Annotated in this window: 17 protein-coding genes; 5 read left to right on the forward strand and 12 right to left on the reverse strand. The window is 42.8% G+C overall.

Translation table 11 applies throughout. From position 1 onward, the window contains the following. Positions 1-209 precede the first annotated feature (209 nt). The 6 genes from gcvP to GD631_RS14400 all read right to left on the reverse strand — a co-directional run bounded on the left by gcvP (position 210) and on the right by GD631_RS14400 (position 6,980). Positions 210-3,059, reverse strand: coding sequence for an aminomethyl-transferring glycine dehydrogenase (gene gcvP, locus GD631_RS14375; RefSeq protein WP_143257587.1), 2,850 nt, complete (start codon positions 3,057-3,059; stop codon positions 210-212). A 115-nt stretch (positions 3,060-3,174) separates the two neighbouring features. Beyond that, a complete protein-coding gene (locus GD631_RS14380) occupies positions 3,175-3,813 on the reverse strand; it encodes an MBL fold metallo-hydrolase (protein WP_004311627.1) in 639 nt (212 codons plus the stop codon). A gap of 43 nt (positions 3,814-3,856) precedes the next feature. Continuing rightward, positions 3,857-4,477: a 16S rRNA (guanine(527)-N(7))-methyltransferase RsmG gene (gene rsmG / locus GD631_RS14385; RefSeq protein ID WP_143257588.1), complete on the reverse strand. Its 621-nt coding sequence runs from the start codon at positions 4,475-4,477 to the stop codon at positions 3,857-3,859. Positions 4,478-4,591: 114 nt separating this feature from the next. Next, positions 4,592-5,443, reverse strand: a complete 852-nt coding sequence (locus GD631_RS14390) for an RsiV family protein (RefSeq protein WP_143257589.1) — start codon at positions 5,441-5,443, stop codon at positions 4,592-4,594. Between the two features lie 144 nt (positions 5,444-5,587). Then, complete coding sequence (locus GD631_RS14395; protein WP_143257590.1) at positions 5,588-5,821, reverse strand: YecH family metal-binding protein; 234 nt, start codon at positions 5,819-5,821, stop codon at positions 5,588-5,590. Between the two features lie 73 nt (positions 5,822-5,894). Beyond that, the gene (locus GD631_RS14400; RefSeq protein WP_143257591.1) at positions 5,895-6,980 is read right to left on the reverse strand and encodes a metallophosphoesterase; all 1,086 of its coding nucleotides are present in this window, start codon (positions 6,978-6,980) and stop codon (positions 5,895-5,897) included. Between the two features lie 285 nt (positions 6,981-7,265). On the opposite strand from GD631_RS14400, the gene GD631_RS14405 reads away from it, so the two are divergent. The 4 genes from GD631_RS14405 (at position 7,266) to GD631_RS14420 (ending at position 12,716) form a co-directional block, all read left to right on the forward strand. Further along, complete coding sequence (locus GD631_RS14405; RefSeq protein WP_143257592.1) at positions 7,266-7,664, forward strand: hypothetical protein; 399 nt, start codon at positions 7,266-7,268, stop codon at positions 7,662-7,664. Positions 7,665-7,788: 124 nt separating this feature from the next. Next, entirely contained in the window at positions 7,789-10,011 is a 2,223-nt protein-coding gene (locus GD631_RS14410; RefSeq protein ID WP_143257593.1) for a TonB-dependent receptor, read from the forward strand. Positions 10,012-10,083: 72 nt separating this feature from the next. After that, on the forward strand, positions 10,084-10,407 hold the full coding sequence (locus GD631_RS14415; protein ID WP_143257594.1) for a heavy-metal-associated domain-containing protein: 324 nt from the start codon (positions 10,084-10,086) through the stop codon (positions 10,405-10,407). 98 nt (positions 10,408-10,505) lie between these two features. Next, positions 10,506-12,716, forward strand: a complete 2,211-nt coding sequence (locus GD631_RS14420) for a heavy metal translocating P-type ATPase (protein WP_143257595.1) — start codon at positions 10,506-10,508, stop codon at positions 12,714-12,716. Positions 12,717-12,846: 130 nt separating this feature from the next. Here the strand turns inward: GD631_RS14420 and GD631_RS14425 are convergent, their stop codons facing one another. After that, positions 12,847-13,686, reverse strand: a complete 840-nt coding sequence (locus GD631_RS14425; RefSeq protein ID WP_074636520.1) for a helix-turn-helix domain-containing protein — start codon at positions 13,684-13,686, stop codon at positions 12,847-12,849. Between the two features lie 66 nt (positions 13,687-13,752). On the opposite strand from GD631_RS14425, the gene lipB reads away from it, so the two are divergent. Continuing rightward, a complete protein-coding gene (gene lipB / locus GD631_RS14430; RefSeq protein WP_143257596.1) occupies positions 13,753-14,436 on the forward strand; it encodes a lipoyl(octanoyl) transferase LipB in 684 nt (227 codons plus the stop codon). On the opposite strand, the gene GD631_RS14435 is transcribed toward lipB, so the two are convergent. The 5 genes from GD631_RS14435 to GD631_RS14455 form a co-directional block, all read right to left on the reverse strand. Next, complete coding sequence (locus tag GD631_RS14435) at positions 14,393-15,310, reverse strand: PorV/PorQ family protein (RefSeq protein ID WP_143257597.1); 918 nt, start codon at positions 15,308-15,310, stop codon at positions 14,393-14,395. The genes lipB and GD631_RS14435 overlap by 44 nt on opposite strands. Positions 15,311-15,312: 2 nt before the next feature. Next, a complete protein-coding gene (locus tag GD631_RS14440; RefSeq protein ID WP_143257598.1) occupies positions 15,313-16,869 on the reverse strand; it encodes an N-acetylmuramoyl-L-alanine amidase-like domain-containing protein in 1,557 nt (518 codons plus the stop codon). A 6-nt stretch (positions 16,870-16,875) separates the two neighbouring features. After that, complete coding sequence (locus GD631_RS14445) at positions 16,876-18,864, reverse strand: OPT family oligopeptide transporter (RefSeq protein ID WP_143257599.1); 1,989 nt, start codon at positions 18,862-18,864, stop codon at positions 16,876-16,878. Positions 18,865-18,969: 105 nt separating this feature from the next. Beyond that, the gene (locus tag GD631_RS14450) at positions 18,970-19,365 is read right to left on the reverse strand and encodes a DUF1573 domain-containing protein (RefSeq protein WP_143257600.1); all 396 of its coding nucleotides are present in this window, start codon (positions 19,363-19,365) and stop codon (positions 18,970-18,972) included. A 98-nt stretch (positions 19,366-19,463) separates the two neighbouring features. Then, positions 19,464-20,063 (reverse strand): DUF4923 family protein, encoded by a 600-nt coding sequence (locus GD631_RS14455; RefSeq protein WP_143257601.1) that lies wholly within the window; start codon positions 20,061-20,063, stop codon positions 19,464-19,466. Positions 20,064-20,068 lie beyond the last annotated feature (5 nt).

The following is a 20,068-nucleotide window of genomic DNA, read 5'->3' on the forward strand; positions in this document are numbered from 1 at the left end:
TTCAGATATATATATTTATTGGGATTTACATTCCATATCACGAAAATTGAGCCTTGGAGATAGTTGATGTATCTCCAGGGCTTCTGTTTATTCAGCCCTTGGCTGATAAAAATGATCCCGGGGCTCAATGAGTGTGAGTCCCGGGATTATTTCTTATAGAGATGCTTCTTTATCCTTTCTAATGAATTGATTTCTCCAATAAATCACTTTTATTCAAACGTACCATAACGAGTTGGTAGTAACTTACGGTCTCCCAGCGTGTTGTCTACACGAGCTACATTGATCCAGAATTTGTTATCACGTACACTTTCTATCGGATAAGCCGCTTTCTCACGTGTGTACGAATGTTCCCAACGATCACTAACAATCTCGTATTCCGGATGCGGAGCATTAATCAATACATTATCATCCTTATCTGCTTCGCCATTTTTCACTTCCTGAATCTCCTTCCAGATATTCAGCATGACATCTACAAAATTGTCCAGTTCTGCCAAACTCTCGCTTTCTGTCGGTTCAATCATCAACGTACCGTGAACAGGGAAAGAGAGGGTAGGAGCATGATAACCATAATCCATCAAACGTTTGGCAATATCATTTTCCGAGATACTTGTTTCTTCATGTATTTTCCGACACTCCAGAATCATCTCGTGTCCTACGAAACCATTGGCTCCCCGATAAACAACTCCATACGTATCTTTCAGACAAATAGCCAGATAATTAGCATTTAAGATTGCAATCTTAGTTGCCTGCGTTAATCCTTCTGCACCCATCATACGGATATATCCGTACGTGATAGGCAAAATACCTGCACTACCAAATGGGGCAGCTGATACTTGATTCTGTGAATTACCGAAGATTCCATGTCCGGGAAGGAAAGGAACCAGATGTTCGGCCACACAGATAGGACCGACTCCCGGACCTCCGCCACCATGAGGGGAGGCGAATGTTTTATGAAGATTCAAGTGGCAGACATCCGCACCGATGAATCCCGGATTGGTCAATCCCACTTGGGCATTCATATTGGCTCCATCCATATATACTTGTGCGCCACAGGCATGAATGATGTCGCAAATTTCCTTTATTTCTGTTTCGAAGATACCATGTGTAGAAGGGTAAGTGATCATCAGTGCTGCCAATTCATCCTTATTTTCTTCAGCCTTAGCACGCAGGTCATCCATTTCTACGTTTCCTTGTTTGTCGCATGCACAGGTGACAGTCACAAATCCTGCCTGTATAGCTGACGCAGGATTTGTTCCGTGGGCTGAAGCTGGAATCAGGACTTTGTTCCGATGTCCCTGACCGATACTTTCGAGATAAGCACGAATCACACGAAGTCCTGCATATTCCCCCGCAGCCCCCGAATTTGGTTGCAGGCTGACTCCTGCAAATCCGGTGATAACTTTCAGATCTTCACTTAAATTCTTGATTAATTCCCGATATCCTTCTGCCTGATCTTCCGGAACCAGTGGGTGCATACTCATAAATTCAGGACGACTTAAAGGCAACATTTCCGCAGCTGCATTCAGCTTCATGGTACATGAACCGAGAGAAATCATCGATTGTGCAAGAGAAATATCTTTGCGATCCAAACGTTTGATATAACGCATCATCTCTGTTTCCGTGTGGTACTTGCTGAATACTTCGTGCGTCAGGAAAGGAGTTGTACGTTTCAAAGCCTTGTCGATATTGTTTTTTTCCGGAATATCGTCTACTTTCTGATAATCTTTTCCGGCAGCGATGGCAAAGATAGATAGCAATACATTGGCGGCTGCCACATCTGTTGTTTCATCAATGCTGAAACCTACATTGCCATTCTCATAATAACGCAGATTTACTTCTTTACTAAGCGCTATTGTACGGATTTGTTGTGCCGAAACGTGTTCGGGCAACTCAAAACGTAAAGTGTCAAAATATTGAGCGTTGACTTGTGTATATCCACATTTCTTCAGCTGCTTTTCAAGAAATACAGTAATACTGTGGATGCGCGACGCAATTGTTGTGATACCCTCCTGACCGTGATAAACAGCGTAAAAGCCTGCCATAGTAGCTAATAATGCCTGCGCGGTACAAATGTTTGAAGTTGCTTTTTCCCGCTTGATATGCTGTTCACGTGTCTGCAAAGCCATCCGATAGCAGAGTTTGCCATATTTATCTTTAGACCATCCGATGATTCGTCCCGGCATATTCCGTTTGTATTCGTCTCTGGTAGCAAAGAAAGCAGCCGACGGACCACCATAGAACATTGGAGTACCCAAACGTTGTGTGGTTCCGAATACAATATCTGCTCCCCATTCTCCCGGAGGAGTCAGTAAGGCAAGACTTAAAATATCTGCGGCGACAGCTACTTTGCAATCTGCGGCATGAGCTTTTTCTGTAAATTCGGAATAGTCCTCAGCGTTTCCATTCGAGTTCGGGTATTGCAGAATGCAGGCAAATACTTCCGATGAAGGTTCAAAATCTTTATATTTACCAACACGCAGTTCGATGCCTTGCGGCACGGCGCGTGTAGTCATAACAGTTAATGTCTGTGGGAAGATATTTTCGTCTACAAAAACTACGTTTGCATTGGCTTTCTGTTGCGCACGGGAACGTAAGGCATACATCATGCTTACAGCTTCGGCAGCGGCAGTTGCTTCGTCCAAAAGTGAACAGTTGGCGAGCGGCATAGCAGTAAGGTCACACACGGCTGTCTGGAAATTCATCAAAGCCTCTAGGCGTCCTTGCGACACTTCTGTCTGATAAGGAGTGTAAGAAGTGTACCATACCGGGTTTTCGAATACATTCCGTTGGATAACAGCCGGGGTAATCGTGTTGTACCATCCCAAACCGATATACGTAGTATATAGTTTATTTTTATTTGCCAGTTCGGCGATGTGTTTTCCAAATTCGTATTCCGTCAGCGGACTAGGCAATGACAGTGGCTCTTTCAGTCGTATATTGGTGGGAATTGTTTTATCAATCAGTTCGTCCAGTGAGTTCACGCCAATTTTGCGGAGCATGATGGCTGTGTCTTGTTCATTGATGCCGATGTGACGGCTAGCTAACAAATCGGTTTTCATAATAATTTCAAGTATTAAGTATCAAGTATTAAGTATCAGGAATTAAGTATCGTAGGGGGAATTGCCCGTTAGCTTCGGTAATAATTAATACTTGATACCTAATACTTATTTTTTATTATCTAAAAAATGGGTTTTCAGCTTTCTCCATTCCGATCGTCGTAGGAGCACCGTGTCCGGGGTAAACGACAGTTTCGTTGGGGAGAACAAACAGACGGCTGCAAATGTGCTCTATCAGTTCATCAAAGTTGCCTCCTGTGAGATCGGCACGGCCAATGCTGCCCTGAAACAGGACGTCGCCGGAGAACATGCAATTGTCTTCCTTGCAATAGTATACCAAGCTACCGGGTGAATGTCCGGGCACGTGTATCGCTTCCAGTTTGGTATGTCCGAAAGTGATAATATCTCCGTCGTGCAGGTATTTGCCCAGTGGCACAGGTTCTTCCTGCAACTGAAAACCAAACATTCTGCTTTGTTTCGGAGCTTCGTCAATCCAGTACTCATCCGCTTTATTTGCTTCTGCCGATAATCCGAATTCTTTCAGCATGAACGGATTTCCGAAAATATGATCCAAGTGCAAGTGAGTATTCAGCAGATGCTTCACATTCAGTTCATTGGTAAGAATGAACTTTTTTAGAGCCTGCTTTTCCTCTTCATAAAAACAGCCGGGATCAATTACGACTGCTTCTTTAGTATCATCCCATAATACGTAGCAGTTTACGGGAAACATATTAAATTCAAATCTCTTTATTTTCATGGTTTCTTTATGATTTATCATCTATCAGAACATATAGTCTTGTTTAAATCGGAACATATACCACTTTCTTAGTTTGAAAGAACTCTTCTTCGAAATTATCGCTCAAGTTATGAATGACCGTTTTATGCTTGAACGGCATCGTTTCATGCTCCAATTCGCCACCTTTGAGACAAATCAGTCCGTTGGGTAATGCATTCTGTTGTTTCGAAGAGATATTCTTTTTGATAATCTTAATCAAATCCGCCAAAGGCATTACAGCACGGCTGACAACAAAGTCGAACGTTCTTTTTTCCTCTTCTGCGCGGGCATGGCGGAATGTTACATTTTTCAGTCCGATAGCGTTTGCCACTTCGGTTGCTACACGTACTTTTTTGCCGATACTGTCCACGAGGTGAAATGTTACTTCGGGAAATAAGATGGCTAAAGGAATGCCGGGGAAACCTCCTCCTGTACCCAGGTCCATAATGCTGGTTCCGGGACGGAATTGGATTACTTTGGCAATGCCTAACGAATGGAGCACGTGGTGCTCATATAAATTCTCGATGTCCTTGCGGGAGATTACGTTGATTTTTGAATTCCAGTCAGTGTAGAGGTCGTATAGAGCAGCAAACTGTTTGCGCTGTTCTTCCGTCAGATCAGGAAAATATTTCAGTATGATTTCCACTGTTTGAGTTTTGAGTTATAAGTTTTGAATGATATAAGTGGATGAATATCCTAATTCTGTCACACGGGAGTGATAACAATAGGATATTCATTGGTGTTCAGTTTTTTATGAAATTTAATTTTTCAGTTCTCCCAGAATCGGGTTACTGCCTAGTAAATGCTCCATCATAGAAAATGGGATTGTTACCTTTACAGGGCCCATAGAATAAGGAGTGATATCGTATACATTATAATAAAAGGTGACTCCTTCTTTGCTTAGATAGAAATTTTCTGTCGGAGCGATGTCCCCGGTGGAAGCATATCCCATATCTTCCAATGCTTCGTGAGTCGTCACTTTGTTGTCCGCCATGAGCTGGTTCCAGATCAGGTCGGTCAATGCGTCTTTGTAGTCTCCGACAAAAATATCATCGAGACGGAGCGGACGCATCAAGGTGAGATCTATGTTCAGGAAAGTTGCCATGTAAATGCCATGCGCGCCTCCGGTATATTCGTTATAGTCGATACGATATACAAGCAGGTCTTTATCATACAGTTGCACGTGGCTTTCTATACCTTTATAATAAGAATACCAAGCACCGATGGAAGATTCGTCTTCCTTGTCTTTCTCATCCTCGGTATACATCGGCTCAAGGTCGCGGCGGTATTCGCTGATATAATTCTCAGTGTATTGCTTTACAACTTCTTCCGGCTTTTCGCCGATGTATTTATCACCGAAGCAGGCCGAAATGAAATAAGCATTCAAACTGTCTTTCAGCATATCATCTGATGACTTGACCGGATAAGCAAAATTAATAATAATATTGCAAGCCGGTTTGGCTGTATCGCTGAAGAGGTGTGCTGTCTCATTCACTTGAATGCTGTCAAACTGTAACGCACCTGTGTTTTTGTTCATCTTGTCATGACAAGAAAACAAAAAGCCGCTTACCGAAAGTATAATTGCAAGCAGACTGACATATTGTTTTTTCATACCCGTTTTTTCTGTAAATTCAACATTTGTTTTATCATTCACTATTGACAAATATAGATGAAATTCGTGAATCGGGCTAATAAAAACAGAAAAATTTGCAGCTATTTATCCTCTAAAACAGGATTGCCGGATAGCATCCGCTCATCAATGCTTGCATACTTTAGTGATATCTACGGTGAATCCATCTTCAGCAGGCATAAATTTCCCTTTCATTTTCAGAAATTCGATGAGGGTATCTACGTCCATGTCTTCTGCCGAGCAGGCATAAAAGCGTTGCTGTGAACCAAACTTTTTAATGATTGCTTCCCGCAATGATGATTCCGAATAGCTGTTTCCTTCCATCATGTGGAGGACTTCATGAGCATGTAATTGTTCCATAATCTTTTTTTCTGCAAAGATAGGGCAGAGATTTCTTAGAAACTGTAACATATGTGACAAAACTGCATAATATTCATTGGAAGTTGAAAACAACCATTTCACTATGTGTTCCTATTCTGAAAGGCGGTCCCCAAAGAGACAATCCGGAGGAAACGTACACATGGCTGTTTCCCCATTGGCGGTAACCGTGACTTTGCTCGAATATATAATCGGTCATCCAGTTGATAGGCCATATCTGTCCGTGATGTGTGTGTCCGCTGAATTGCAGGTCGATGCCGGCCGCTTCTGTTTCTTTCAGGTTAAAGGGCTGATGATCCAGCAAGATGATAGGTTTGATTTTATCGACGTTCGCCATCAATTCTTGCAGGGAACTGCGCTTACGGTTGTGGCGGTCATCGCGTCCTACCAGTTGTATGCCGTTGGGGAGTGTCACTACTGAATCGCGCAAAAGTTGTATTGGAGTATTCTTTATATATCGGATACTTTCATCGATTCCGCTAATATATTCGTGATTACCAAGAACCATATAGATCCCCATAGGAGCTTTCAACTCGGCCAGTTCTTCTGCCATATTCTCTGTATAAAGAGGTACAACACTGTTATCAATCAAATCGCCACTAATCAGTATCAAGTCGGGATGCTGTGCATTTATCATTTCCACATACTTCTTCAGTGAAGCTTTCCCTGTACCGTTTCCCAAATGAACATCGCTTATGGCAACGATTTTAACTGCGTGGGAAGTATCTCCGTTCTGTTTATTAGTTAAAATACTGACAACATTGATTTCCGGATGATAATAGTTGTACATCCCATATCCCAGTAATCCCAACGTGAACACTAAAGATAGATAGAACCGATACTTGCAGACAACTTTGAATAATTTCAAGATATCAAACAACAGCAGGAACAATGCCATATATAGGGTAAATATCAGCCAACTTGTTCCAATGATGTACATTGAATGGGAGATAAAGACAGGCATCTCCAGATTGCGGGCCAACATCGTGCCGAATAAAGATAAGGCACAGATCCAGAATAAAACGGTTAAGAGTATTTTTACTCCAAGCGGTTTTACTTTCAGAGTCTGCGCCGCTCTGATAAATATGTAGACATTTCCTGCCAGATAAAGAGTGATAATGAGGAGTAGATATGTAAGCATAGCGTTTACTTAAAAAAAAACAGTAAATTTATTCGGGGCAAAGATAGGTTTTATTGTTGAGTAAAAAGAGTTAATAGTGCTGATATGACTCTAAAATAGCCAAATAATGGACCGGAAATATGCCTGCAATAAATTGGTATTCAATCTACTGTTGATGAATATGAGGTTACCGGGAAAATAACCGGTAAGAAATGCATGTAAATCTATAGTTTTGAATGATGATTGAATCTTAATTACGAAAATAGATAGGAAAATCTGTTTTTATTCTTATCTTTGTCCTCTGAAATGAAAAGACTAGCCTACATAACAGCACTAATCCTTTCTCTCCTGATTATCTATTCAGGAGGCGGGGTTTCTATTGTACGTTATTGCTGTGCCCATTGTGAGATAGTGCAGAGCTGCTGTGATACAGGCTGTCCGAAGTGTAAAAAGTCTCATACTTGCGATTCAAAGAAAAACTGCAAAGAAAAAGGTTGTACGGCTACTATTTATAAGCTCGACCTGATGAAACATACTACCGAATTGACCGTATCAGTTTTGGCAGTCGATCTTTTATGTGAGCATTTCTGCTATCTGTTGACTCCGACCTATGCGGATAAACCAGTAGAATATGATAGTCTGACCTCTCCGCCACCTCTCTGCTCAAGGCAGATGCTGGCGTTATATTCCACTTACATTATTTAGCCATTATTTCTTTCTTATTTAATCCTTTGCTTTCTATAGAACATGAAAGTAAAGCAACACTGAATGCAACTAAGTTGCATGAGAAATGAATTAATTTTGTATCTCGAAAGTAACTTTAGAAAGAATGAAATATATGATAATAGGCCTGTTCCTGTTATTTGCCGGCAATACATATGCGCAAGTACGGGGAACAGTGAAAGATAGTACCGGGGAGGCTATTCCGGGTGCCAATGTGTTCTGGATGAATACAGGACAAGGAGTGACAACCAAGGAAGATGGTAGTTTTTCTATCACTAAACCTTCCAAAAGCCATATGCTGATTGTCAGTTTTATTGGTTTTCAGAACGACACGATTCATGTGAGCAGTAAAAATCAGCAATTGGATATTGTGCTTCGTGATGGAGTGGAGCTGAATGAGGTGAATATTGTCACTCGGAAACTGGGAACGATGAAATTGCGTAGCAGCGTGATGAATGAAGACATGATAAGTAGTGCCGAATTGAGTAGAGCTGCTTGTTGTAATCTAGGTGAAAGTTTTGTGACGAACCCTTCAGTAGATGTGAGTTATTCCGATGCGGCAACAGGAGCCAAACAAATTAAATTGTTGGGGCTGTCCGGCACCTATGTGCAAATGTTGACGGAAAACATTCCGAATTATAGGGGAGCCGCCGCTCCTTATGGATTGGGATATGTTCCCGGCCCATGGATGCAGAGTATACAGGTCTCCAAAGGAACATCTTCGGTGAAGAATGGTTATGAAGCCATTACAGGACAGATAAACGTAGAATTTAAGAAACCGCAGTTGCCGGAAGCTGATTGGGTGTCTGCCAATCTTTTTGCAAGCACTACCAACCGGTATGAAGCCAATGCGGACGCTACATTGAAACTTTCCAAACGATGGAGTACTTCTCTGCTAGCGCATTACGAAAATGAGACCAAGGCGCATGATGGTAACGATGACGGATTTGTGGATATTCCACAGGTGGAACAGTATAATGTGTGGAACCGATGGGCATATATGGGCGACCATTATGTTTTCCAGGCAGGTATTAAAGCTCTTTCTGAAACACGTACCAGCGGGCAGGTTAATCACGGAGGGGCAATGCACTCCGGTGATCTGTATAAAGTAGGGATCGATACAGAACGCTATGAATTCTTCACCAAGAACGCCTATATCTTTAATAAGGAGAAGAATACAAACCTGGCTTTGATTCTTTCCACCACTTTACACAATCAGGATGCTACGTATGGGTGCAAACTGTATAATGTGGATCAAACCAACGTCTATGCTTCGCTGATGTTTGAAACAGAATTTAATTCGCAAAATAGTTTCTCCGCAGGATTGAGCTTTAATTATGACGCTTATGACCAACATTATCGTTTGGAAAATACTACGGACAATCCTCTCAAAGCCTTTGAAAAGGAAGCTGTTCCCGGTGCTTACGTGCAATATACGTTGAACTTGAATGATAAATGGATGATAATGGCCGGTCTGCGTGGCGATTACAGTAATGAACATGGTTTCTTCGTGACTCCGCGTGCACATCTTAAATACAATCCGAATGATTATGTGAATTTCCGTCTTTCTGCCGGAAAAGGATATCGTACCAATCATGTGTTGGCGGAAAATAACTACTTGCTTTCCAGTAGCCGTAAGGTGGAAATTGCAAAGAACCTGGATATGGAAGAAGCATGGAATTATGGTGCCAGCGTCTCTACTTATATCCCTATATTCGGCAAAACGCTGAATGTGAATGCGGAATACTATTATACGGATTTCTTGAAACAAGTGATAGTGGATATGGATAGCAACCCTCACGAAGTAGCTTTCTACAATTTGGATGGACGTTCTTATTCGCATGTGTTCCAGGTGGAAGCAAGTTATCCTTTCTTCAAAGGGTTCACTCTGACAGGTGCTTACCGGCTCACGGATGCAAAAACGACCTACAAAGGTGAACGAATGGAGAAACCGCTGACGAGCAAATACAAAGGATTACTTACGGCTTCTTACCAGACTCCGCTAGGAATTTGGCAGTTCGACGCTACGCTACAACTGAATGGTGGCGGTAGGATGCCTACTCCTTATGACTTGGGAGACGGACAGTTGTCTTGGGAACGTCGTTATGGTAGTTTTGAGCAGTTGAGCTTGCAGGTGACCCGTTACTTCCGTCGTTGGTCTATCTACGTAGGAGGCGAGAACCTGACAAATTTCAAACAAAAGAATCCGATTATCGATGCAGCAAATCCCTGGGGGAACAATTTTGATTCTACCATGATTTGGGGACCGGTGCACGGAGCAAAAGGATATATCGGAATACGTTTTAACTTAGCTAGAAATAGTGAGTAAAAACAGGAAATAGCGGGCGAAGAAACGATCGCATAATAAAGAAAGAACATTAATTTTAAACTGATAAGAAAAATGAGAACAAAAAGATGGATAGTCACTTGCGTGGTGGCTCTTTTGAGTGTAACAGCTGTATTGGCAAAAGATATTCGTGTCGTTGTATTTAAAGTGCCGCAGATGCACTGTGAGAAATGCGAAAAGAAAGTAAAGGACAATATGCGTTTTGAGAAAGGGTTGAAGGATATCTCGACCGAAGTAAAAACGAAAATGGTAACCATTACGTATGATGCTGAAAAAACAAATGTAAAGAAGTTGCAGGCAGGATTTAATAAGTTCAGTTATGAAGCCGAATTTGTAAAAGAAACAAAGAAAGACGATCAGAAGACTGATAAGAAGTAATTGAACAAATACCTGTATTAGCTTGTTTCTATAAACAAACAATGGTTCTTCCCCAACTTCTTTTTCGAGAGGAGGGGAGGGCCGTAAACAATAATTATATGGGTAACACAACAAAAAAGGTATTTCCTGTGCTTAATATGCATTGTGCAGGATGTGCCAATAATGTAGAAAAAACAGTAAAAAAATTGCCGGGAGTCATTGAGGCTTCCGTTAATTTTGCTACCAATACATTGACCGTTTCTTATGAGAAAGATCAGCTGACCCCCGGAGAAATTCGTGCGGCTGTGCTTGCAGCAGGTTATGATCTGATTGTGGAAGAAGCCCACAAAGAAGAGCGCCGGGAAGAGGAACAGCATAAGCGTTACATTCGTTTGAAGTGGAAGGTGATTGGTGCGTGGATTTTGGTTGTACCGTTATTGGTATATTCCATGATACTGATGCATGTACCATACTCTAATGAGATTCAAATGGTATTTGCTATCCCTGTCATGGTCTTTTTCGGAGGTGGTTTCTTCACCGGAGCCTGGAAACAGGCTAAATTGGGACGGAGCAATATGGATACTTTGGTTGCACTTAGTACTTCTATTGCTTTTCTGTTCAGTCTGTTCAACACTTTCTTCCCCGAATTCTGGTATGACCGCGGATTGGAACCGCATGTCTATTATGAGGCTTCTGCGGTGATTATCGCTTTCGTTCTCACCGGAAAGTTGATGGAGGAACGTGCCAAAGGAAATACCTCGACAGCCATTCGTAAGTTGATGGGAATGCAGCCAAAAGTGGCTCGCGTTCTGCGCAATGGAGTGGAGGAGGAGATTTTGATTGAGAAACTTCAGGTAGGTGATTTGGTGGTTGTACGTCCGGGAGAGCAAATTCCTGTGGACGGTCAGCTTTCCGAAGGCGACTCGTATGTCGATGAGAGTATGATTAGCGGTGAACCGGTTCCGGTAGAAAAGAAGAAAGGTGATAAAGTATTGGCAGGAACGATCAACCAGCGTGGCTCATTTATCATTCGTGCCGCACAGGTAGGCAGTGAAACAGTGCTTGCCCGTATCATCTCTATGGTGCAGGAAGCACAGGGCAGCAAAGCTCCCGTGCAACGCATTGTTGATCGTATTACGGGAATTTTTGTACCTGTAGTGTTAGGCATTGCCATTCTGACATTTGTATTGTGGGTTACTATCGGTGGTAGTGAATATATCTCTTATGGTATTTTGTCAGCTGTATCTGTTCTTGTCATTGCTTGTCCATGTGCTTTGGGGCTTGCTACACCTACTGCGTTGATGGTGGGTATAGGTAAAGCTGCCAGCCAGCATATTTTGATTAAAGATGCAGTGGCTTTGGAACAAATGCGCAAAGTGGATGTCGTTGTACTAGATAAAACGGGAACACTGACCGAAGGCCATCCTACGGCTACCGGATGGTTATGGGCGCAGTCGCAGGAGTCACATTTCAAAGATGTACTTTTAGCTGCGGAAATGAAATCAGAGCATCCGCTTGCCGGTGCTATTGTCTCTGCGCTTCAGGACGAGGAAAAAATAAAACCTGCCGTATTGGATAGCTTTGAAAGCATTACGGGAAAAGGAATCAAAGTCTCTTATGAGGGACATACTTATTGGGTAGGCAGTCATAAACTCCTGAAAGATTTCAGTGCGACAGTAAGCGATGTGATGGCTGAAATGCTGGTTCACTATGAATCGGACGGTAACGGCATCATTTACTTTGGACGTGAAAACGAGTTGTTGGCTATCATTGCTGTTTCCGATCCGATAAAGGCTACTTCTGCCGAAGCGGTGAAGGAACTGAAACGTCAAGGGATTGACATCTGTATGCTGACGGGTGACGGGCAACGGACTGCATTAGCCGTTTCTTCCCGTTTAGGAATAGAGCGTTTTGTTGCCGACGCTCTACCGGACGACAAGGCCGAATTTGTACGTGAGCTTCAAATGCAGGGAAAGAAGGTTGCTATGGTGGGCGATGGTATCAATGATTCGCAGGCGTTGGCGTTGGCTGATGTCAGCATTGCCATGGGAAAAGGAACTGATATTGCTATGGACGTGGCTATGGTGACTTTGATGACATCGGACTTATTACTGCTTCCTAAAGCCTTCCAACTGTCAAAGCAGACGGTCAAACTGATTCATCAGAATCTTTTTTGGGCGTTTATTTATAACCTGATTGGTATTCCTATTGCTGCTGGTATCTTGTTCCCGTTGAATGGCTTGTTATTGAATCCGATGCTGGCAAGTGCTGCAATGGCGTTCTCCAGTGTGAGTGTAGTACTCAATTCCTTGAGCTTGGGACGAAAATGAGTAAGCAACAGTAAAAAGATAGCGAACTGTAAATAATAGACGGTGAATACTTTGCGGATAATACGCAATTTATTCACCGTTCATTGTTTTGCAACTCACCATTTATGTTTTCTATCGCTCTTCGTAAAAATTATCTATTTCTAAATTCCAATGGCGTCATTCCTACATATCGTCTGAAATACTTGCCAAAGAAAGAGGCGCTGGGGAAGTTTAGAGAATATGCTATCTCTTGGATAGTCATATTGGTACCTTTTAGTTTGGCTTTAGCATCCATGATTACAATATAAGCAATGGTATCCAATACACTTTTACCTGTCACTTGTCTCACAGTCGTGCTTAGATGTTGAAGAGATATACCTAATTTATCTGCGTAGAACTGTGCACGACGCTCATTTTTATAATTTTCGGTGATGGCCTGAATCAGTTCCCGGCAGATTTCCTTTTTGCGGTTCGAACTACTGTTTTCGCCCGGAAATTTATGATATATCAGTCGTATGCTTGTCAGGATGGTCTGAAGAGACAATTCAACCAATTCAGAATCCATTTCGAAGTTCTCATTGCAACTGGCCCGTGATAATAGAGCAAAATAATCTTTCAGATAACTGGCTACTTCTTCATTAAGAGGAACCACCGGCTGTTCTATCAGTTTGGGATATGCGTTACCAATATTCTTCATCAGATTGATTCGTCCGGCACAATGGGCAGAGAAACCGGCAAAACAAAGACATACCTTTTCTGTTCTCTCCCGAAACTGAATGATTGTTCCCGGTAACAATGTAATCAGGTCATTGGGGCGAATTTCATAATCAAGCAGATTGATGGAGGCTTTCATCGAACCTTCGGTACAGATGGCAACAATACATGCCTGCAACCTGCAAGATTGCTTGTAAATATTGAGAATGTCTTCCGTTACATTCGTCCATGCTAATACTTCGGTAGGCAAGTCTACCTGTGGAAAGTCCATTTTCATAGTTGTGTTTGTTATATTGGGCCAACAAATGTACACATTTTCTTTTTATTTCTTACCTTTGTTTTCATGAAAACTGTTTTTATTGATTGGAGTTTAATACCATATGCCGAAGCATGGCAACGGCAGACGGAATGGTTTGATAACATTGTCCAGGCAAAAGTTCAGGGCGAGAGTTATGAAAACCGTATTGTGATGTGTGAACATCCCCACGTTTATACTTTAGGACGTAGCGGGAAAGAAAATAATATGTTGTTGAGTGATGAACAACTGAAAGCAATTGATGCTACTCTTTATCATATTGATCGGGGAGGGGATATTACTTATCATGGTCCCGGGCAACTGGTATGCTATCCAATATTGAACCTTGAAGAGTTTCAGTTAGGATTGAAAGAGTACGTTCATTTGCTGGAAGAAGCGGTGATTCGGGTATGTGCTTCTTATGGTATTGAAGCTGGTCGTTTGGAGAAAGCGACAGGTGTCTGGTTGGAAGGTGATACGCCTCGTGCGCGTAAGATTTGTGCTATCGGAGTGAGAAGCAGTCATTATGTCACGATGCATGGACTGGCTTTGAATGTGAATACCGATTTACGTTATTTCAGTTATATCCACCCCTGCGGATTTATAGATAAAGGCGTTACTTCTCTTCGTCAGGAATTAAAGCATGATGTGTCTATGAACGAAGTGAAGCAACGCCTCGAAGAGGAGCTTAGAAAACTATTCCAACTCCCAGTTGCCAGGTGCGGTGCATAAAGCAATCCTTATCAGCCAAGGCATAAGAGAAGTCTGCACGTATTGGCCAGAAGTTTATTCCGCAACCTAGAGTGCCATAGTTGCCTACCCCTTTGTCTTTGTCTCCAAAATGGTATCCTGCACGGACAACACCATATTTCAGGAAATTATATTCGGCTCCTACGCCAGCCTGGAGATGACGGATTTCAGAGGGGAGCAGATAGTTGAAGTCGAGCGCAACCTGCAAACGATTTTCTATGCTGAATGGCAGGTCGATTGTACCTCCCAATCCTAATCTGGCGGGCAACTTTTGTCCGTCCAGCTTCTTGCCTAAGTTGGCAGCTTGGAAACCAATGCTCCAGGAAGCCATTTCGTTCAATATAGCCATATTGCGATAGTAGGTCGCGCCGAAGTCCAGACAAACGCTATTCTTGCTGTCTGCACCTTCTGCGGCTTTGGCTTGCAGGTATCTGAAGGTTAATGAAAGAGACAGATTTTTGGCTATATTTCTGAAATAAGCAGCTTCTAAGTCCCATGCATGAGGACGGTAATCGAACACTTTGGGATCTTTGAAATGCCGGAAACCTACAGCAAATCCATGTATGCCTTCCCTTCCGATCCGGTAGAAAAGGGAGGCGCTATGTAACGCATAATCTTTGTTGATTTTAGCAAATGAATAACTTGCACCCATCACTTCTTGTGAGAAAGCGATGGTAGAAGCATTATGAAAAATAGCTGTACTACCGTTATCGGTGGTAGCTAATCCTGTACCTGCCATACCTGCCGATTGGGCGTCCGGAGTAAGTTCCAGAAAGTAGGCGCTTGCCATTTCTTGTGCTCCCAGCAAAGTGGGGAATAAGCACGAGGCGAGAAGGAAATGTTTTACTCGTTTCATAATCAGTTATTTTTAGAGTGAGACATCCGGACAACACGTATGCCTGTCCACGATTTATTGTTGTTTAGCATGTGATTGAGAGGTTCGTGGCTGACAACTACTTTCCCCAATGTAGAAGAAGCGTGCAGCAGGTGCAGTTTCCCATTTTTATATTCTGCTATTCCCACATGAGAGATGTCCAGTCCAGGCATCTTCGTTGTGATAGCAATGATATCTCCATTCATGATCCAGGGCAATCCCGTTTCCGGCAGTTCGCTTTTCGGTAACCAATGTACGACTTTTCCGGAGATTGCTTTTTCATATTCGGCCATTTGTCGTACATTTTCTGGCGAATCAGCCAATTTTTTATATTGCTTGGGATGGGTAGACATATACGAAAGAGATAATTTTTGAGTATGTGCACTGTTTTGGGCAGTAATATCGGTGAGGAATCCATGGCGGATCCCGTTCTCAATCCATTCGGAAGTATAATGCAACCGGGAAGGATATCCGTTGATGATGCCGTCTCGATAACGTATTTTTTGCAGATTGTCAGCAAAGGAAGAGCCCAATGCTTGTGCTAGCGTATATTCTACGAAAGTGAGGCAATCTACGGCATTAGTCTGGATTATTAATGATTCTTCTCCGTCTTGGTCTAATGTGTTAGCCACGTATTTAGTTCCCAGGTATGATTTCCCGATTCGTAACATGGGCTCGGGATTTTCCGGGAATACAACACCGTCGCGCAACCATTTTTCCAATTCTTGTGTCCATTGTTGCTTATATTTAAAATGGTCCTGAAATCCCCAGCCATGTCCTCCGGTAGGATAAACATGGAGAGTTGCCGGAACCTTGTTTTTTTGTAAAGCGAGGTAATAGTTCACTCCGTGATAAGGTGCTACGGAAGGGTCGTCGGAGGTAAGAGCGATAAATGCTTGTGGAGTATCGGGAGTTACTTGCAATTCGGCAGAAAACTTCTGTATTTGTTCCATTGTGGGATTTTTGCCAAGCAATGCAGTTCTTGTATTTCCACGGGTAATTTGCATCATCGTAACCACTGGATAAAGTAATATCTGAAAGTCCGGACGTGTTTCCGAATTATAGTGAGTGGCGAGTGTAGCAGTTAAATGTCCTCCCGCAGAGGCTCCCATTAATCCTACCTTATAAGGATTGACATTCCATTCTTTGGCATGTTGACGTACCATGCGAATGGCTTGTTCGGCGTCTGATACGGGGACTTCCCAATGTCCGTTCGGCATCCGGTATTTTAATACAATATAGGTAATACCTTGTCCGCAGAACCAGGGAGCCATATCATACCCCTCTCCATCCATACCTAGACCACGATAACCGCCTCCGGGGCACATGATAATAGCCATTCCATTCGGCTTTTCCGGGTGGTAGACCGTCATGGTGGGATGCGTGACATTAGTGACAAAATGAGGACGCGTTTCCTGCTCTTCTCCGGTTAGTCCACTGGAGTTGGGAGCGCCGTCGGGCCACAAGGGTAGCTCGACGGGTTGCTGCGCAAATGATATGGCAGTTACAAGCGATACTATAATGGATAATAGTCTCCTCATAATTATTTATTTAATTTTCATTGAAGCCTTTATAAAGTAAAGAATCAATAATGCATATGCTCCTAATGCCAACACTTCTGACCAAGTATTGTTCAACCATGTCTCATTAACCAGATTGATTCCACCAAAGCGCATCGCGGCACTGATTACTCCCATCAATGCACCTCCGGCAATGAAACCGGATGCCAGTAAGGTTCCTTTTTCACCTCTTTCCGTATTCAGAGTTGCATCTTTGCTGCGCGTTGTAACAAACCAATTCACTGCTCCACCCACTACCAGCGGCACATTCAGTTCTAATGGAATAAACATACCCAATGCAAAAGCTAATGCAGGAATTTTACAAAGAGTCAGAATAATTGCTAAGACAGCACCAATGCCATATAACAACCAGGGTGCACCTACACCACTCATTAGCGGTTCGATAACGGCCGCCATCGCATTTGCTTGCGGAGCAGCCAGTGCGCCACTTGTAAATCCGTATGTTTTATTCAGGATAATCATTACACCGCCTACTGTTGCAGCTGATACGATCGTTCCCAAGAACTTCCATGTTTCCTGTTTGGCAGGCGTACTTCCGAGCCAGTAACCAATCTTCAAGTCGGTGATAAAACCTCCTGCCATCGACAGTGCGGTACATACTACGCCACCCATTACCAATGCGGCAACCATGCCTGAAGGACCTTTCAGTCCGACGGCTACCATCACTACGGAAGCCAAAATCAGCGTCATCAATGTCATTCCCGAAACAGGATTAGTACCAACAATCGCAATGGCATTAGCTGCTACTGTGGTGAACAGGAAAGAGATGCCGGCAACCAGAACAATGGCTACCAATGTATGCAACAAATTTCCTTGCATGACATCAAGGTAGAAGAATAATACAATTAATATCAGTGTGATGATGGAACCGATGGCAATAATCTTCATTGAAAGATCCCGTTGGGTACGGATAATGCTTTTCTCTACATTCCCTTTACCACCCATCTCTTTTGCTGCCAGTCCGACAGCACTTTTAATGATGCTCCAGGAACGCATAATACCGATCACACCTGCCATAGCGATACCACCAATACCGATACTCTTAGCATAATATTTGAATATTTCTTCCGGACTCATCATTCCTACGGTAGAGGTAATTTCCGGATTCCAAGCATTCAGTACACTGTCTCCCCAGATAGCAGACATTCCCGGAATGATAATCCACCACACAGCCAGTGAACCGGCACAAATGATGGAAGCATATTTCAGTCCGACGATATATCCCAAACCAAGCACAGCAGCACCGGTGTTTACCTTGAATACCAACTTCGCCTTTTCTGCCAGCATTTCTCCGGCACTGCAAACACGGGTAGTAAAGTTCTCGTTCCACCATCCGAATGTTGCTACGATGAAGTCATATAATCCGCCGATCATACCTGCCATCAATAACGGTTTAGCCTGGCTGCCGCCTTTTTCTCCGGAGATCAACACTTGTGTCGTGGCTGTTGCTTCAGGGAAAGGATATTTTCCATGCATGTCGCTGACGAAGTATTTACGGAAAGGAATAAGGAATAGAATACCCAATACGCCACCCAATAAAGAGCTGATGAATACCTGCATGAAAGTAACTGTCATCTCGGGATATTTAGCTTGGAGAATATAAAGAGCGGGGAGGGTGAAGATAGCTCCGGCAACGATTACTCCGGAACAAGCTCCGATAGACTGGATAATCACATTTTCTCCCAACGCATTTTTTCTTTTGGCAGCTCCGGAAACTCCTACGGCAATGATCGCAATTGGAATAGCTGCTTCAAATACCTGTCCGACCTTCAATCCTAGATAGGCAGCGGCGGCTGAGAAAAGGATTGCCATGGCAATACCCCATGTTACTGACCAGATATTAACTTCCGGATAATTTTTTGAGGGACCCATCAACGGGTTGTACACTTCTCCGGGTTTCAACTCTCTGAACGCATTCTCGGGTAATCCGGTGAATTTGTCTTCTTCTTGTTTCATAGTTTTTATAATTTGCTAATGTGTCAATTTACATTTCCGTCCTCAAAGTAAACAAAAAAAAAGGAGAACCGAAAGATTCTCCTTTATGTAATAGTCTATTTTCTCCTACTTTGCATCTTTTGCTGTCATATCGCCCTCAATATACAATCTTACCATCTCTGTTTTGGCGTTGGTACGCAAGGTGATTGATTTCTTGAAATGTCCCGGATATTTGCCTGTTCCGTTATAAGTCACCTTGATTGTTCCTTTTTTACCCGGCATGATGGGCTCCTTTGTATATTCGGGTACTGTACATCCGCAAGAGGCTACAGCCTGATGGATCACCAGAGGGGCATCACCTATATTAGTAAAGGTAAATGTGCAACTGACAACCGGGCTGTTTTCAGAAAACTTACCGAAATCGTGAGTCGTTTTGTCAAACTTGATATCTGCATTTGTTTGCGCAAATGTAAAGCTTACGCCCATTACTAACAGGGTCATTAAAAAAAGTATCTTTTTCATTTTTCCTTCTCTTTTTGATTACAAATGCCAAAGATAATGCTTTTTCCCCTAAAATATACTTTATGGAGTGCGAAATAGTATTAAACGATTCTCTTTTGCTATTTTGAGAGTTGGAATCCCAGCATCATTCCATCGTAATTTTCGGCCAGTGAACTGACTGTTTTCAGTGCGGTACTACTGCTTTTGCTGCCGATGAAAGCCATTAGTTTCAACAGTTTGTCCGAGTTGAACAACAACTCCAGTGAGCTGGAACTGCAATTTACTTTAGCGTGCAGATTCAGAAGTTTCAAATACTTCAAATCAACTTGTTTGGTTGAAGCATTGTAGGAATAAGTGCCTTTCAGTGTTTTCTTGCCCACTGTGCTGGTGAAAGTACTGTCGGCATTGAAAGTGAAGCTCATTTGGCCATCTTTAATACCAATTTTGCTTAATTGTTCGTTCAGTTTGCTTTCAGCCATAGTAGCTGCGGCAGCTCCGCCTGCTTTCATTAGTAAGTTATCCGATTCGAACTCTACCGCCGAACCTTTGTAGTTCCATGTTCCGGTCATGTCGATTGATTCGGTGGCTCCAGTGATGGCATTTACTACTTTTGAAATGTTGTCCTTATTAAGTAAGTCGGACCACGATTGCGCCTGGCTGTTAGTCGCCGTTAGCATAAATACTGCCATAAAGGCAATAGATAAAAAACTCTTTTTCATTTTCA

Source organism: Bacteroides luhongzhouii (assembly GCF_009193295.2).
In the GTDB taxonomy this organism is placed as follows: Bacteria; Bacteroidota; Bacteroidia; order Bacteroidales; family Bacteroidaceae; genus Bacteroides; species Bacteroides luhongzhouii.

Bases quoted from the DNA above. Each gene is read 5' to 3' on its own strand.
- GD631_RS14400 (WP_143257591.1), bottom strand. From the start codon at position 6,980: ATGCTTACATATCTACTCCTCATTATCACTCTTTATCTGGCAGGAAAT.
- GD631_RS14435 (WP_143257597.1), bottom strand. From the start codon at position 15,310: ATGAAACGAGTAAAACATTTCCTTCTCGCCTCGTGCTTATTCCCCACT.
- lipB (WP_143257596.1), top strand. From the start codon at position 13,753: ATGAAAACTGTTTTTATTGATTGGAGTTTAATACCATATGCCGAAGCA.
- GD631_RS14440 (WP_143257598.1), bottom strand. From the start codon at position 16,869: ATGAGGAGACTATTATCCATTATAGTATCGCTTGTAACTGCCATATCA.
- GD631_RS14445 (WP_143257599.1), bottom strand. From the start codon at position 18,864: ATGAAACAAGAAGAAGACAAATTCACCGGATTACCCGAGAATGCGTTC.
- GD631_RS14420 (WP_143257595.1), top strand. From the start codon at position 10,506: ATGGGTAACACAACAAAAAAGGTATTTCCTGTGCTTAATATGCATTGT.
- GD631_RS14390 (WP_143257589.1), bottom strand. From the start codon at position 5,443: ATGAAAAAACAATATGTCAGTCTGCTTGCAATTATACTTTCGGTAAGC.
- GD631_RS14425 (WP_074636520.1), bottom strand. From the start codon at position 13,686: ATGAAAATGGACTTTCCACAGGTAGACTTGCCTACCGAAGTATTAGCA.
- GD631_RS14455 (WP_143257601.1), bottom strand. From the start codon at position 20,063: ATGAAAAAGAGTTTTTTATCTATTGCCTTTATGGCAGTATTTATGCTA.
- GD631_RS14415 (WP_143257594.1), top strand. From the start codon at position 10,084: ATGAGAACAAAAAGATGGATAGTCACTTGCGTGGTGGCTCTTTTGAGT.
- GD631_RS14450 (WP_143257600.1), bottom strand. From the start codon at position 19,365: ATGAAAAAGATACTTTTTTTAATGACCCTGTTAGTAATGGGCGTAAGC.
- gcvP (WP_143257587.1), bottom strand. From the start codon at position 3,059: ATGAAAACCGATTTGTTAGCTAGCCGTCACATCGGCATCAATGAACAA.
- GD631_RS14405 (WP_143257592.1), top strand. From the start codon at position 7,266: ATGAAAAGACTAGCCTACATAACAGCACTAATCCTTTCTCTCCTGATT.
- GD631_RS14410 (WP_143257593.1), top strand. From the start codon at position 7,789: ATGAAATATATGATAATAGGCCTGTTCCTGTTATTTGCCGGCAATACA.
- GD631_RS14395 (WP_143257590.1), bottom strand. From the start codon at position 5,821: ATGGAACAATTACATGCTCATGAAGTCCTCCACATGATGGAAGGAAAC.
- GD631_RS14380 (WP_004311627.1), bottom strand. From the start codon at position 3,813: ATGAAAATAAAGAGATTTGAATTTAATATGTTTCCCGTAAACTGCTAC.